Origin of the sequence: Salipiger sp. D13, assembly GCF_003703915.1 — a bacterium.
Taxonomy (GTDB): domain Bacteria; phylum Pseudomonadota; class Alphaproteobacteria; order Rhodobacterales; family Rhodobacteraceae; genus Salipiger; species Salipiger profundus.
The window spans coordinates 287,969-302,339 of record NZ_ML112591.1 but is presented as its reverse complement, the minus strand read 5'-3'; the positions used below and the strand labels follow the sequence as shown (position 1 = coordinate 302,339).

Here is a 14,371-nt window from a genome sequence, read left to right as displayed (position 1 = left end):
CTGCTCGAAATTCATGCGCGCATGTTTGCCGAAACGCCCAGCAAAGTCGCCCGTTAAAATGAAAAGCGCCCGGGGAGTGACCCGGGCGCCATAGTCTCGACCTGTCCTGCGCAGGTTATTCCGCGGGAACGGCCACCTCGTTCTCGATGCCGAGCGGATGCGGGATCTTGTCGAGCATTTCCTTGGGACAGATCTGCAGGAAGTTGCCCTTTTCGAGATCCCAGTGCTGCAGGATATCCTGCGCCTTGCGGCTCTTGGTCTCGGTCAGGTGGCGTTCCACGAGACCCTTGAGCTCTGCTTCCCACGCGTCCACCGTGACCGGGCAGGAGACGATGCTCTCCATGTTCAGCATGTCCGCCGCAAGACCCTCGGGGTCGTAGAGATACGCCATGCCGCCGGTCATGCCGGCACCGAAGTTGGCGCCGACGGGTCCGAGGATCACCGCGATGCCACCGGTCATGTATTCGCAGCCGTTCGAGCCGCAGCCCTCGACCACGACGCGCGCACCCGAGTTCCGCACCGCGAAGCGCTCGCCTGCGCGTCCGGCGGCGAAGAGGTAGCCGTCGGTCGCACCGTAGAGCACGGTGTTGCCGATGATCGTGTTGTCCTCGGCCCGGAGCGGCGACATCATCGGCGGCCGCACCACGATGGTGCCGCCCGACAGGCCCTTGCCGACGTAGTCGTTGGCATCGCCCGAGACCTCGAGCTTCAGGCCCGGTGCCGCGAAGGCGCCCAGCGACTGGCCGGCCGACCCCGTCAGCTTGACGTGCAGGTGATCCGGCTGCAGCGCGTTGCGCATCCCGAACTTCGACTCAATGTGCGACGAGGTCCGCGTGCCCACCGTGCGGTGCGTGTTCTGCACCGCGTAGGACAGCTGCATCTTCTCGCCATCCTCGAGGAAGCGGTGCGCGTCGCGGACGATCTCTGCGTCGAGCGTGTCGAGCACCGCGTTGCGCTCCTTGTAGCGGTCGTAGACGATGTCGTCTGCGCCATCCACGCGGATCAGCAGCGGGTTGAGGTCGAGATCGTCGAGATGCTCGGCCCCGCGCGACACCTGCCGGAGAAGGTCGGCACGGCCGATCACTTCGTTCAGGCTGCGCGCACCGATCGACGCGAGGATCTCGCGCACCTCGGTGGCGTAGAAGGTGATGAGGTTCACCACCTTGTCGGCGTTGCCGGTGAACTTGTCGCGCAGCTCGGGGTCCTGGGTGCAGACGCCCACCGGGCAGGTGTTCGACTGGCACTGGCGGACCATGATGCAGCCCATGGCGATCAGGGCGGCGGTGCCGATGCCGTACTCCTCGGCGCCCATCATCGCGGCCATGACGATGTCACGACCGGTGCGCAGGCCACCGTCGGTGCGCAGCGTCACGCGGTCGCGCAGCTTGTTCATCGCGAGCACCTGATGCGCCTCGGTGAGGCCCATCTCCCACGGCAGGCCGGCATACTTGATCGAGGTCGCAGGCGACGCCCCGGTGCCGCCGTTGTGGCCCGAGATCAGGATGACGTCGGCCTTGGCCTTCGCGACGCCGGCAGCGATCGTGCCGACACCCGAGGAGGCCACCAGCTTCACCGTCACCTTGCAGCGCGGGTTGATCTGCTTGAGATCGTAGATCAGCTGGGCAAGGTCCTCGATCGAGTAGATGTCGTGGTGCGGCGGCGGCGAGATCAGCGTCACGCCCTTGGTGGAATGGCGCAGGCGGGCGATCAGGTCGGTGACCTTCATGCCCGGAAGCTGGCCACCCTCGCCGGGCTTGGCACCCTGCGCGACCTTGATTTCAAGCTCTTCGCAGTGGTTGAGGTATTCCGCCGTGACGCCGAAACGCCCCGAGGCCACCTGCTTGATCTTCGCCGACGGGTTGTCGCCGTTGGGCTCGGGCACGAAGTGTGCCGGATCCTCGCCACCCTCGCCGCTGTCGGACTTGGCGCCGATGCGGTTCATCGCGACGTTCAGGGTCTTGTGCGCCTCGGGCGAGAGCGCACCAAGGGACATGCCCGGCGTCACGAAACGCTTGCGGATCGAGGTGATGCTCTCGACTTCCTCGATCGGGATCGGCTTGCCGATGGGCTTCACGTCCAGCAGGTCGCGCAGGTGGATCGGCGGGTTGGCCCGCATCGCCTTGGAGTAGGTCTTCCACAGCTCGTAGGAGGCCTTGTTGCAGGCGGCCTGCATGAGGTGCATCGTCTGCGCGCCCCATGCGTGGGTCTCGCCCGACTTGCGCATCTTGTAGAAGCCGCCGATCGGCAGCACGTCGCGCCCGCCCTTGAAGCCGAGGGCATGGATTTCCTCGGCCTTCTGCTGGATGCCATGCACCCCGATGCCGGAGATGCGCGACAGCATGCCGGGGAAATACTCGGCACACATGGCGCGGCTCAGGCCCACGGCCTCGAAGTTGAGTCCGCCACGGTAGGACGAGATCACCGAGATGCCCATCTTCGCCATGATCTTCAGCAGACCCTGGTCGATGGCCTCGCGGTAGCGCGCGACGTTCTCGGTCAGCGTGCCCTCGAGCAGGCCGCGCTCGATGCGGTCGGCGATGCTGTCCTCGGCAAGGTAGGGGTTCACGATGGTCGCACCCGAGGCGATCAGCACGGCGAAGTAATGCGGATCGACGCATTCCGCCGAGCGCACGCCGAGCGAGCAGAACGTCCGCAGGCCCTTCTTGGTGAGCCACGAATGCACCGCGCTCGTGGCGAGGATCATCGGCATCGCGACCTTGTCCTCGGACTGGTGCTGGTCGGTGAGCACGATGTGCCCGCCGCCCGAGCGCACGGCGTCCTCGGCCTCGGCACGGATGCGCGACAGCGCGTCACGCAGCGCGCCCTCGCCGGCTCCGGCGGGGAAGGTGCAGTCGATCTCGACCAGCCCGGCGTTGAAGTGACGGGTCAGCTCCTCGAACTGGGTGTTGCCGACGAACGGGCTGTCGAGCACGAGGATCTCGGTCTGCGCGCTCGACTCGTCGAGCACGTTCTTCAGGTTGCCGAACCGCGTCTTGAGGCTCATCACCCGGAATTCACGCAGGCTGTCGATCGGCGGGTTGGTCACCTGGCTGAAGTTCTGACGGAAGAAGTGCGACAGCGGACGGTATTTCTTCGACAGCACCGCCGAGGGGGTGTCGTCGCCCATCGACGCCAGCGATTCCTTACCGTCCTCGGCCATCGGCGACAGGATCTGCTCGAGCTCCTCGATGGAGTAGCCTGCCGCGATCTGGCGCTTGCGCAGGTCGCCGGCGGTGAACAGCGGCTTCTCGGTCACCTTGTCGAGATGCTCGTCGAGATCGGCGATCTTGCCGACCCATTCGCCGAACGGCTGCGAGGCGGCGAGCCGGTCCTTGATCTCCACGTCGTGGTAGAGCTTGCCCTCTTCCATGTCGACGGCGATCAGCTGGCCCGGGCCGAGCGCGCCCTTCTCGCGGACGGTGGATTCATCCACCGGCACCATGCCCGCCTCGGAGCCGGCGATCAGCAGGTCGTCGCCGGTGACGACGTAGCGCATCGGGCGCAGGCCGTTGCGGTCGAGACCACCACAGACCCAGCGGCCGTCGGTCATCGCAAGCGCGGCGGGGCCGTCCCACGGCTCCATCACCGAGTTCACGTAGGAATACATGTCGCGCCACGCCTGCGGCAGCTCGACCGCCTGCTTGGACCACGACTCGGGGATCAGCATGGTCTTGGCCATCGGCGCGTTGCGGCCGGCGCGGACCAGCACCTCGAACACCGCGTCGAGCGCGGCGGAGTCCGACGCGCCGTTGGCGATGATCGGCTTGATGTCCTCGGCCATGTCGCCAAAGGTCGAAGAGGCCATGCGGATCTCGTGGCTCTTCATCCAGTTGGTGTTGCCCTTGATGGTGTTGATCTCGCCGTTGTGGGCGAGCATCCGGAAGGGCTGGGCCAGCCACCACTGCGGGAAGGTGTTGGTCGAATAGCGCTGGTGGTAGATCGCGAAGGCGGACTCGAAGCGCTCGTCCTGCAGGTCGGGGTAGAACTCCGACACCTGCTCGGCCAGCATCATGCCCTTGTAGATGATCGAGCGGCAGCTGAGCGAGGCGATGTAGAGCTCGTTGATGCCCGCGGCCATCGCGGCCTTCTCGATGCGGCGACGGATGACGTAGAGCTCGCGCTCGAAGGTCTCTTCGTCCACGCCCTTGGCGTTCGAGATCAGGATCTGCTCGATCTCGGGGCGGGTCGCGTTGGCCTTCTCGCCAAGGCAGTCGACGCTCACCGGAACGTGGCGCCAGCCGTAGATGTAGTGGCCCATGCGCAGGACCTCGGTCTCGACGATGGTCCGGCAGGTTTCCTGCGCGCCGAAGTTGGTGCGGGGCAGGAAGACCTGGCCCACGGCCATCAGCTCGTCCTTGCGCGGCGCGTGGCCGGTGCGGTCGATCTGGTCGTAGAAGAACGCCACGGGGATCTGCACGTGAATGCCGGCGCCGTCGCCGGTCTTGCCGTCGGCGTCGACCGCGCCGCGGTGCCAGATCGCCTTGAGCGCGGTGATGCCGGATTCGACGACCTTGCGCGACGGCTTGCCGTCGATGGAGACCACGAGGCCGACACCGCAGGAAGAGTGTTCATGCTCCTCGCGGAACATGCCGTTGTCTTCCATCCACTTGCGCTTGGCGACTTCGGCCGCGGCCCAGTTCTCATCATACGTGGTCATGGCATTGCACCTCCATGCAGAGCCGCGCGTCGCGGCCGGGTTGTTCATGTCCGGCGCGGGGCCGGGGGAGTGGCAGGCAGCGGCTCAGGCGCCGTCGACGTGCACACCGTATTTCGTCAGGGTCTCTGCGCGGGTCATCCGCGCGTGGTCGCCCGCAAGCGCCCAGCAGTCGGGTTTCTCGTCCGAGAAGATCTCGCGCTCGAGCACCAGGCCATCGGCATCGTCCAGCAGGCCGATCGCGACCTCATACTCTCCGGCACCGTCCACGCCCTTGTCGTAACGATACCAGAGCGTCGCGCCGCAGGTGCCGCAGAATTCGCGGCTGGCCCAGTCGGACGACCGGAAGGCGCGGATATGCTCTGCGCCCTCGAGCACCATGTCGGCCACGGGCACCGTGGCCGCGAAGAGCGCCGAGCCGGTCCAGCGGCGGCACTGCTCGCAATGGCAGACGCCGAAGCCGCCGAGCGACTTCGCCGTGAAGCGCACCGCGCCGCACATGCATGCGCCTGTCCGTCCCGCCATGGCTCTCTGCCCTTTCCGGATTGCTCTGGCGTGGCGCCGCACCGGTCCGGTGCCGCGCCCCTGATGGTCATTCGAACGGGTGCGGACCGGCGTCTGCCGCCCGTCCGCGAGGCCGGCTCATTCCGCCGCGACGGCAGCCGGCTTGTTGAAGTCCTGCAGCACGTGCTCGGCACAGTCGCGGCCGTCACGGATCGCCCAGACCACGAGGCTGGCGCCGCGCACGATGTCGCCCACGGCGTAGACGCCGGGCAGGGCGGTGCGGCCGCTGGTGAACTCGGCCTTGACGGTGCCCCAGCGGGTCACCTCCAGCTCGGGTGCACCCCACAGCGTCGGCAGCTCTTCCGGCTCGAAGCCGAGCGCCTTTATGACGAGGTCGGCAGGCTCTTCGTAGTCCGAACCCTCGATGATCTCGGGCGACTGGCGGCCGGTGGCGTCGGGCAGGCCAAGACGCATCTTCTGCACCATCACGCCGGTGACCGGATCGCCCGAGAAGCCCTTGGGCGCGGTCAGCCATTCGAACTGCACGCCCTCTTCCTCGGCATTGGCGACCTCGCGCTGCGAGCCGGGCATGTTGGTGCGGTCACGGCGGTAGAGACATTTCACGCTCTCGGCGCCCTGGCGGATCGCGGTGCGGACGCAGTCCATCGCGGTATCGCCGCCGCCGATGACGACCACGCGCTTGCCGTTGGCGTTCAGCTCGCCGGACTCGTATTCCGGAACGCTGTCGCCGAAGTTGGCGGCGCGGTTCGAGGCGGTCAGGTAATCGATGGCGCGGACGATGCCCTTGGCACCGGAGCCGGGACCGCGCAGGTCACGCGACTTGTAGACGCCCGTGGCGATGATGACGGCATCATGCTGGTCGCGGATGTCCTCGAAGGACATGTCCTCGCCGACGTTGCAGTTGTAGACGAAGCGCACGCCGCCGTCCTCGAGCTGCTTCATGCGACGCATGACGACTTCCTTCTCGAGCTTGAAGCCCGGGATGCCGTAGGTCATCAGGCCGCCGCCGCGATCGTAGCGGTCGTAGACCGTCACCTGCACGCCGGCGCGGCGCAGAAGGTCGGCTGCGGCAAGACCGCCCGGGCCCGCACCGATGATGCCGACGCTCTCCTGCCGCTCCTGTGCGGGGGCGGCGGGCTTCACCCAGCCCTGCTCCCACGCGGTGTCGGTGATGTATTTCTCGACCGAGCCGATGGTCACGGTGCCGTGGCCCGACTGCTCGATCACGCAGTTGCCTTCGCACAGCCGGTCCTGCGGGCAGATGCGGCCGCAGATCTCGGGGAAGGTGTTCGTGGCCTGGCTGAGCTCGTAGGCCTCTTCCAGCCGTCCGGTCGCGGTCAGGCGCAGCCAGTCGGGGATGTTGTTGTGCAGGGGGCAGTGGCTCTGGCAGTAGGGCACGCCGCACTGGCTGCACCGCGCCGCCTGCTCCTCGGCCTTGGCGTCGGCGAACTCTGCATAGATCTCGTGGAAATCCTTGTTGCGGACGGACGCGTCACGCTTCTCGGGCATGGCCCGCTCGATCTTCACGAATTTGAGCATCGGCTGCTTCGCCATGTTCCTGGGTCTCCGAACAAGTCCTTGGGTTGGGCCTCAATAAACAAAGCCGATTTGAAAGAAAAGTCAGAAAGGCTGACCTACATTCGTATTATTTCCGCACGGAACGGGCCGGCGGAGTGATTTTTGCCTAAAATTAGGTATCGAACCGGACCTTTAGGGGGCTTTCTCCCTGTGAGGCATGGAGTTATAGAGTCGTGGAAACCCTAGTCGGAGGTCCGCGCCCATGCCAATGCTGCAACTCATTCTGCTGGCGCTGATACAGGGGATCACCGAATTTCTGCCCATATCTTCGTCGGGGCACCTGATTCTCCTGCCGAATCTCACCGGCATGGCGGACCAGGGTCAGGCCATCGACGTGGCGGTGCACGTGGGAACGCTGGCGGCAGTGGTGCTCTACTTCTGGGCGGACGTGCGGGTCGCGCTTGCCGGCACCGTCGATCTGGTCCGGGGGCGGTGTGACACGCCGGGCGCTCGGCTGGCGCTCGGTCTTGTCATCGCGACGATCCCGGTCGTCATCATCGGCCTGCTGCTGAAGATCAGCGGCATCGACGAGGCCTTGCGCTCGGTCGCGGTGATCGGCTGGACCATGCTCGGCTTCGGCATCGTGCTGTGGTGGGCCGACCAGAGGGGCGCGGTCGACAAGGACGAAAGCGACTGGGGGCCGATGGATGCGCTGAAGATGGGGCTTTGGCAGGCGGTCGCGCTGATCCCCGGCACCTCGCGCTCGGGTATCTGCATCACCGGCGCGCGCTTCATGGGCTATAACCGGCACGATGCCGCCAAGATCTCGATGCTGATGTCTATCCCGACGATCCTGGCCTCGGGCGTGCTGCTGGGGGCCGAGGTCGCCGCCGATGCGAACGCGCAGGTCGCCATCGACGGCATGATCGGGGCGGTCTTCGCCTTCGCGGCGGCGCTGCTGGCCCTGACGCTGATGATGCGGCTGCTGCGATCGGTGAGCTTCACACCTTACGTGATCTACCGCGTCGTGCTCGGCGCCGGCCTGCTGTGGTATGCCTACGCCTGACGCCTCGAAGGGGCTGGAAAGAGAATTGGCCCCGGAGTTAGGGGCTCCGGGGCCATGAGACACGCCAGGTCATTTTGCGGCCGGGAATCGGGCCGCCTGGGGACAGGTTGACCGGCATATCCACGCGACTGCGTCAGGCAGCGCCACATCGCGCAAGAGTGTCGCTAATTCAACGAGATGTGAGTTGGCAACGCGAGTTCCCGCGCTAAGGCGGATTCCCGCTGCAGGTTGAATCCCGTTCAGCGGTTTCCCGCCTAGGCTCCTGCCTGCCGTGAGGTCAGTCGGGAATCAGGCGCGGTGGTAGGGGCTTCCGGCGAGAATCGCCGCGGCACGATAGAGCTGCTCGCAGAGCATCACCCGCACGAGCATGTGCGGCCAGACCATCTGGCCAAAGGACAACGCCATGTCGGCCTCGGCACGCAGGGCCGGGTCGATCCCGTCGGCGCCACCGATGACAAAGGCCATGTCCTGCGCGCCGTCGTCGCGGAGCCGGGCCAGCCGGTCGGAGAAATCGGGAGAGGTCATCAGGGTGCCGCGCTCGTCGAGCACGCAGAGCCGGGCGCCCGAGGGCAGGGCACGGCGCAGCAGGTCGGCCTCGGCGCTCATGCCGCCGCCCTTGCGGTCGTCGACCTCCTGCACGCGCACCGGACCAAGACCGAGCGCGCGCCCGGTCCGTTCGAAGCGTTTCAGGTAATCGTCGACAAGATCGCGTTCGGGGCCGGCCCGAAGGCGGCCCACGACGCATAGGTGAATGCGCATGAAGGCGTCAGGACGCGGATTGCACGGCCTTGCCGAGCGGCAGCCACATCTTCTCGAGCTGGTAGAAGTCGCGCACCTCGGGGCGGAAGACGTGAACGATCACGTCGCCCGTGTCGACCAGCACCCAGTCGCCGGTATCCTGGCCCTCGGTCTTGGGCAGGATGCCAAGCGTGTGCTTGAGGTCTTCGGCGAGCTTCTCGGCGATCGAGACCACCTGGCGCGACGACCGGCCCGAGGCGATGACCATCTGGTCACAGACGGCTGTCTTGCCGCGCAGGTCGATCTGCACGACATCCTCTGCCTTGTTGTCGTCAAGGGATTTGAGGACAGCGGCGAGGATCTGCTCGCTCGTGACCTCGGAGTGGGGCAGGCCGTTCATGGGCACCCCCGGCTCAGCGGCACCGGCCGCGTTCGCAGTAAACGACAGGACATCGTCCTCCTTTTTTGCAAGCGCCAAAAGCCACCCCGGCGCTGGGCGTAGAAACAATATAGCAGCGGGGCGGTGAAATCTCAATGATAGCGGGCCCGCCGTCGCGCCATGACGCGACGGCGACTGCCCTATCGACGATTTTCAGAGCGGCGGCATGGGGCGCGGGCGGTCACGCGCCCCAGGGAATCCAGACCGTCTTGACCTCGGTCGCGGCCTCGAGGAATGCGCGGCCCTCGCCCTCGGGGCCCATCCAGTCACGGGCGCGGCCATCGTTCACCCAGGTCCGCTTGAGCGTGCCGGCGGCGCCGCGCTCGATGGTGGCGGACAGCTCGGCGCCCGAGAAGCTCCAGACTGCGTCCACATCCATGTGGCTCGCGAGCGTCGGGGCGAGTTCGGCATGCGGGCCGGCCAGGATGTTGACCACGCCGCCCGGCACGTCCGAGGTCTCGAGAACCTGGTAAAATGCGGTCGCCGCAAGCGGGAAGGGCTCGGAGGCCACCAGAACCACGCGGTTGCCCATGGCGATGGCGGGCGCCATGATCGAGACCAGCCCCAGCAGCGGCAGCTCGTCGGGGCAGAAGGCGCCGATGACGCCGCAGGGCTGGCGCATGGCCAGTGCCGCGCCGCGCATCGGCACGTTGGCGATGCGGCCGTCGAACTTGTCGGCCCAGGCGCCGTAGGTGAAGAGCCGGTTGACGGCGGCCTCGACCTCGGCGGCGCCCGAGCGTCCGCCGGTCAGCCGGTCGATGGATTGCGCGAACTCGCCGGCGCGCGCCGAGAGGTTCTCGCCGATGTAATAGAGCACCTGCGCGCGGTTGTGGGCGGTTGCGGCGGACCAGCCGGCGGCGCCGCGCGCGGCCTCGACCGCGTTGCGGATGTCCTTGCGGTTGGCGATGGGGGCCTGCCCGATCAGCTTGCCGCGCTTGTCGAAGACCTCGCGGGCGTGGCCGCCGTCGGGCCGGGCCTGCTTGCCGCCGATGTAGAGCTTCGCGGTCTGGTCGACCGGCTGCGGCTCGGCTTCGTCGCCGCCAAAGGGCGCGACGGGCTTCAGCGCCTTGGCCTTCTCGGTGCCGGCGGGGCGGGTGTAGGCCATCAGGCCCTCGGGGCCACCCTCGCGGCCAAAGCCGCTTTCACGCACGCCGCCGAACGGCGCGGCTGCGTCGAACATGTTGCTGCCGTTGATCCAGACGACGCCGGCGGCGAGCTTCGGCGCGATGTCGAGCGCGGTGTTGATGTTCTCGGACCAGACGCTCGCCGCGAGCCCGTAGCGGGTATCGTTGGCGAGCTGCACCGCTTCCGAGGGTGTGCGGAAGGTCGTCGAGACCAGCACCGGCCCGAAGATCTCGTCCTGCATGAGCGGCGCGGCGGGCGACAGCCCTGTGATGAGCGTCGGCGGGAAGTAGCAGCCGGAGGGGCAGGGCGCGGGCTGGAAGACCTCGCCCTCGGTGTTGGCGCCGACCATCGCGGCGATGCGGTCACGCTGCACCGGGTCCACGATGGCACCCACGTCGATGCATTTGTCGAGCGGGTTGCCGACGCGCAGCTTCTCCATCCGCGTGCGCAGCCGCGCGTGGAAGGTTTCGGCGATGCCCTCCTGCACCAGCAGCCGCGAACCGGCGCAGCAGACCTGCCCGCCGTTCAGCCAGATGGCGTCGACCAGCCCCTCGACCGCGCTGTCGATGTCGGCGTCCTCGAAGACGATGTAGGGCGACTTGCCGCCCAGCTCGAGCGTGAGCGCCTTGCCGCTGCCCGCGGTGGCCTCGCGGATCCTGCGTCCGACCTCGGTCGAGCCGGTAAAGGCGATCTTGTCGACATCGGCGGCCACGATCATCTCGCCGACCGCGCCGTCGCCGGTAACGATGTTCACCACGCCCTTCGGCAGTCCGGCCTGCCGGCAGATGTCGGCGAAGAGCAGCGCGGTGAGCGAGGTCCACTCGGCGGGCTTCAGAACCACGGTGTTGCCGGTGGCGAGCGCCGGGGCGATCTTCCATGCCAGCATCAGCAGCGGGAAGTTCCACGGCACGATCTGGCCGCAGACGCCAAGCGGCGCGCGGCCGGGAAGCTCGCTCTCCATGAGCTGCGCCCAGCCGGCGTGGTGGTAGAAGTGCCGCGCCGCGAGCGGCAGGTCGATGTCGCGGCTCTCCCGGATCGGCTTGCCGTTGTCGAGCGTCTCGAGCACCGCGAAGAGCCGCGCGTGCTTCTGCAAAAGCCGCGCCAGCGCGTAGAGGTGACGGGCGCGGCCGGGCCCGCCGAGCTTCGCCCAGCCGGGCTGCGCCTTGCGGGCCGCGGAGACGGCCGCGTCCACGTCATCCTGCGTGGCCTGCGTGAGTGTGGCGAGCACCTCGCCGGTGGCCGGGTTGCGGCTCTCGAAGCCAGCACCGGGGGCGGTGAATGTGCCGTCGATGAAATGGCCGAACCGGTCGCCCTGATCGACGAGCCAGGCAAGCGCCTCGGCGGCGCTTTCAGGGGCGGGGCCGTACTCCATGCTCTCGAAGATCTCTTTCACGCTCATGCTGGCTCTCCTTCGTCGCGGCGGCTCCAGTTAGACCCTGACGCGCCTCCGGGGAAAGCGAAAACCCGCGCCGGGGTGCGGCGCGGGCGGGCGTCGTCGCGTCAGCCACCGCCCAGCAGGTCGTTGATGATCTGCCGGATGATGTTGTCGCGTTCCTGTCGTTGCGGTTGCCGCTGCGGCTGTTGTTGCTGCTGCGGCTGCTGCTCGACCACCTGCGGCGCGGGCTCTGCCGGCGGCGTCGCGGGCAGGGGCCTCTGCTCGAGGCCCTCGCTCACGCGCACCATGGTCTCGCGCCAGATGTCGGCGGGCAGGCCGCCACCGGTCACGCCCGACAGCGGCGAGTTGTCGTCGTTGCCCATCCAGACGCCGACGACGTAATCCGCCGTGAAGCCGATGAACCAAGCGTCGCGCGCGTCGTTCGAGGTGCCGGTCTTGCCCGCGGCCTCGCGACCGTCGGGCAGCTGTGCCCGGCGCCCGGTGCCCTCCGAGACGACATGCTGCAGCATCCAGACGAGCTGGCCCGCGGCCTCCTGCTGGATCACCCGCTCCTGGATGCCGGTGTTCTGGGTCACAAGCGGTTCGTCCTCGCCCTTCACCCTGAGCTCGACCTGGCCGTAGGGCACCACGCGCGACCCGCCGTTGAGGAAGCCGGCATAGGCGGCAGTCATCTCCAGCAGCGTCGCCTCGGAGGTGCCGAGCGCCATGGCCGGCGTGTCGTAGAGGTCGGAGTGGATGCCGAAGCCCGTCGCGACCTTCTGGACGAGATCGCGGCCCACGTTCTCGGAGATCTTCACCGCCGGGATGTTCAGCGAGTTCGCGAGCGCCTGCGTCAGCGTCACGCGCCCCTTGTAGTTGCGGGTGTAGTTTTCGGGGCACCATTGGCCCGAGCCGGGGATGTTCATGCAGAACGGCTCGTCGACCACCGTGTCATAGGGCGAGTAGCCCAGTTCGAGCGCCGTGGCGTAGACGAAGGGCTTGAAGGACGAGCCCGTCTGCCGCTTGGCCTGCGTGGCCCGGTTGAACACGCCCGAGACTCCGGTCTTCTTGCCGCCCACCATGGCGCGCACCGCGCCATCCGACGACATGACGACGATCGCGGCTTCCACCACCGAACCGGGCTTCGTGACCTTTTCCGAGTAGACCTTGTTCATCGCCGCCTCGGCCGCGCGTTGCAGGCGCGGGTCGAGCGTGGTGCGCAGGACGAGGTCGTCCGAGGTGTTCTGGGTGAACGCGTTGTCCTCGAGCACCGACATTGCCCAGTCGGCGAAATAGCCGCCGGTCCTGCGTTCGGCCTCTTCCGAGAGCGTCGCCGGGTTGGCCTGCGCCTCTTCCTCCTGCGCGGCGGTCAGGTAGCCCTGTTCCCGCATCAGCCGCAGCACCGTCGAGGCGCGCGATTGCGAGCGTTCGAGGTTGTTCGTGGGCGACAGCGTCGACGGCGCGGTGAGCAGGCCGGCGAGCATGGCCGCCTGCTGCGGGTTCAGTTCTCCGGCATGCTTGCTGAAGTAGCGCTCGGCAGCGGCCTCGGCCCCGTAGGCGCCGGCCCCGAGATAGGCGCGGTTCAGGTAGATCGAGAGGATCTCGTCCTTGGTGTACTTGGCCTCCAATGCCATCGCGTAGAGCGCTTCGCGCCCCTTGCGGACAAGCGAGGTCTCGCGGCAGTCGGCCACGTATTCCGCTTCGCTCTTCCACTCGTCCGGATCGAAGGGCACGCCGAGACAGAGCAGCTTCGCGGTCTGCTGGGTGATCGTCGAGCCGCCGTGACCGGAGAGCGGCCCGCGCCCTTCGGCAAGGTTGATGCGAATGGCGCTGGCGATGCCGCGCGGCGAGACGCCGAAGTGCTGGTAGAAGCGCTTGTCCTCGGTGGCGAGCACCGCGTGCTTGAGGTGCGGGCTGACGCTGTCGGCGGTCACGGCGCCGCCGAACTGGTCGCCGCGCCACGCGAAGATGTCGCCGTCGCGATCGAGCAGGGTCACCGAGCCGCGGGCGCGGCCGTCGAGCAGTTCCTGCACCGGCGGCAGGGTCGTGTAGAAATAGCCCACCCCGAGCGCGAGCAGGAACACGGCGATGGCGGTCACCCGCCACACGACCCGCCAGATGAGGCCGAAGAACCAGCGGAAGATGCCGATGAAGAACCGCGCCACCGGATTGCGGCGCGGAGGAGGCGCCTTCCGGCGAGGGGGCTTGCCCCGGGTGGTCTTTTGTTTGGTCTTTCGGGGCTTCTGGGCGCTTTTTCCCGCGTAGCGGCGCTCCGCCACGAGCCGGCCCTTGCCACGGCCTGAATCACTCATTTCACTCTGCCCGGCGTTTTTCTCTTTCGGCGCAGATTAACGGCTTTGGCGCGGGATGTAGACCGCGAAACTGTTACGCAAATGACTTTTTGATTTGCATTAATATTAGGCGTTCAGACATTTTTGGATTATTTTTTGACCACCGATGGGGGCTCGCAGGCCAGTTGCAATAGCGCTCGCCTTTCATTGAGGCGCCATGAGCGTCTTCCTGCCCCTGCAGAACGCAGGCAGAGGTCTGCCAAATCGAAAGGGACCAAGGTGAAACTGATCATTGCGACGATCAAGCCGTTCAAGCTCGAGGAGGTGCGCGAGGCGCTCACCGGAATCGGCGTGCGCGGTATGATGGTGACCGAAATCAAGGGCTTCGGCTCTCAGTCCGGCCACACCGAAATCTATCGCGGCGCAGAATACGCGGTGAATTTCGTGCCCAAGATCAAGCTCGAGATCGTGGTTGCCTCGTCGATGGCCGACCAGGTTGTCGAGACGATCACCAAGACCGCTCAGACCGGCAAGATCGGCGACGGCAAGATCTTCGTGCTCGACGTGAGCCAGGCGGTGCGCGTGCGTACCGGTGAAACCGACGCGGACGCGATCTGATCGCGGTTTGATCGCAAGATTA

At 67.0% G+C, this 14,371-nt stretch carries 9 protein-coding genes; 2 read left to right on the top strand and 7 right to left on the bottom strand.

The genetic code is table 11. The features are described 5' to 3' along the window. Positions 1-115: 115 nt before the first annotated feature. From gltB to D6860_RS05735, 3 genes are all read right to left on the bottom strand, one after another. On the bottom strand, positions 116-4,657 hold the full coding sequence (gltB, locus tag D6860_RS05745) for a glutamate synthase large subunit (protein ID WP_076622531.1): 4,542 nt from the start codon (positions 4,655-4,657) through the stop codon (positions 116-118). 84 nt (positions 4,658-4,741) lie between these two features. Next, positions 4,742-5,155 carry a GFA family protein gene (locus D6860_RS05740; protein WP_017467022.1) on the bottom strand — a complete coding sequence of 138 codons (414 nt, stop codon included), beginning with the start codon at positions 5,153-5,155 and terminating at the stop codon, positions 4,742-4,744. Between the two features lie 141 nt (positions 5,156-5,296). After that, positions 5,297-6,733 carry an NAD(P)-dependent oxidoreductase gene (locus D6860_RS05735; protein ID WP_017467023.1) on the bottom strand — a complete coding sequence of 479 codons (1,437 nt, stop codon included), beginning with the start codon at positions 6,731-6,733 and terminating at the stop codon, positions 5,297-5,299. A 226-nt stretch (positions 6,734-6,959) separates the two neighbouring features. On the opposite strand from D6860_RS05735, the gene D6860_RS05730 reads away from it, so the two are divergent. After that, complete coding sequence (locus tag D6860_RS05730) at positions 6,960-7,763, top strand: undecaprenyl-diphosphate phosphatase (RefSeq protein WP_076622529.1); 804 nt, start codon at positions 6,960-6,962, stop codon at positions 7,761-7,763. A gap of 288 nt (positions 7,764-8,051) precedes the next feature. On the opposite strand, the gene rlmH is transcribed toward D6860_RS05730, so the two are convergent. From rlmH to D6860_RS05710, 4 genes are all read right to left on the bottom strand, one after another. Then, positions 8,052-8,522 (bottom strand): 23S rRNA (pseudouridine(1915)-N(3))-methyltransferase RlmH, encoded by a 471-nt coding sequence (rlmH, locus tag D6860_RS05725; protein ID WP_017468882.1) that lies wholly within the window; start codon positions 8,520-8,522, stop codon positions 8,052-8,054. Between the two features lie 7 nt (positions 8,523-8,529). Further along, on the bottom strand, positions 8,530-8,901 hold the full coding sequence (gene rsfS / locus D6860_RS05720) for a ribosome silencing factor (RefSeq protein WP_017468881.1): 372 nt from the start codon (positions 8,899-8,901) through the stop codon (positions 8,530-8,532). Positions 8,902-9,121: 220 nt separating this feature from the next. Beyond that, the gene (locus D6860_RS05715; RefSeq protein WP_076622528.1) at positions 9,122-11,464 is read right to left on the bottom strand and encodes an aldehyde dehydrogenase family protein; all 2,343 of its coding nucleotides are present in this window, start codon (positions 11,462-11,464) and stop codon (positions 9,122-9,124) included. Between the two features lie 101 nt (positions 11,465-11,565). After that, complete coding sequence (locus D6860_RS05710; RefSeq protein WP_076622527.1) at positions 11,566-13,752, bottom strand: transglycosylase domain-containing protein; 2,187 nt, start codon at positions 13,750-13,752, stop codon at positions 11,566-11,568. A 258-nt stretch (positions 13,753-14,010) separates the two neighbouring features. Between D6860_RS05710 and D6860_RS05705 the strand changes: the two genes are divergently transcribed. Then, positions 14,011-14,349: a P-II family nitrogen regulator gene (locus D6860_RS05705; RefSeq protein WP_017467241.1), complete on the top strand. Its 339-nt coding sequence runs from the start codon at positions 14,011-14,013 to the stop codon at positions 14,347-14,349. The last annotated feature ends 22 nt before the right edge of the window (positions 14,350-14,371 follow it).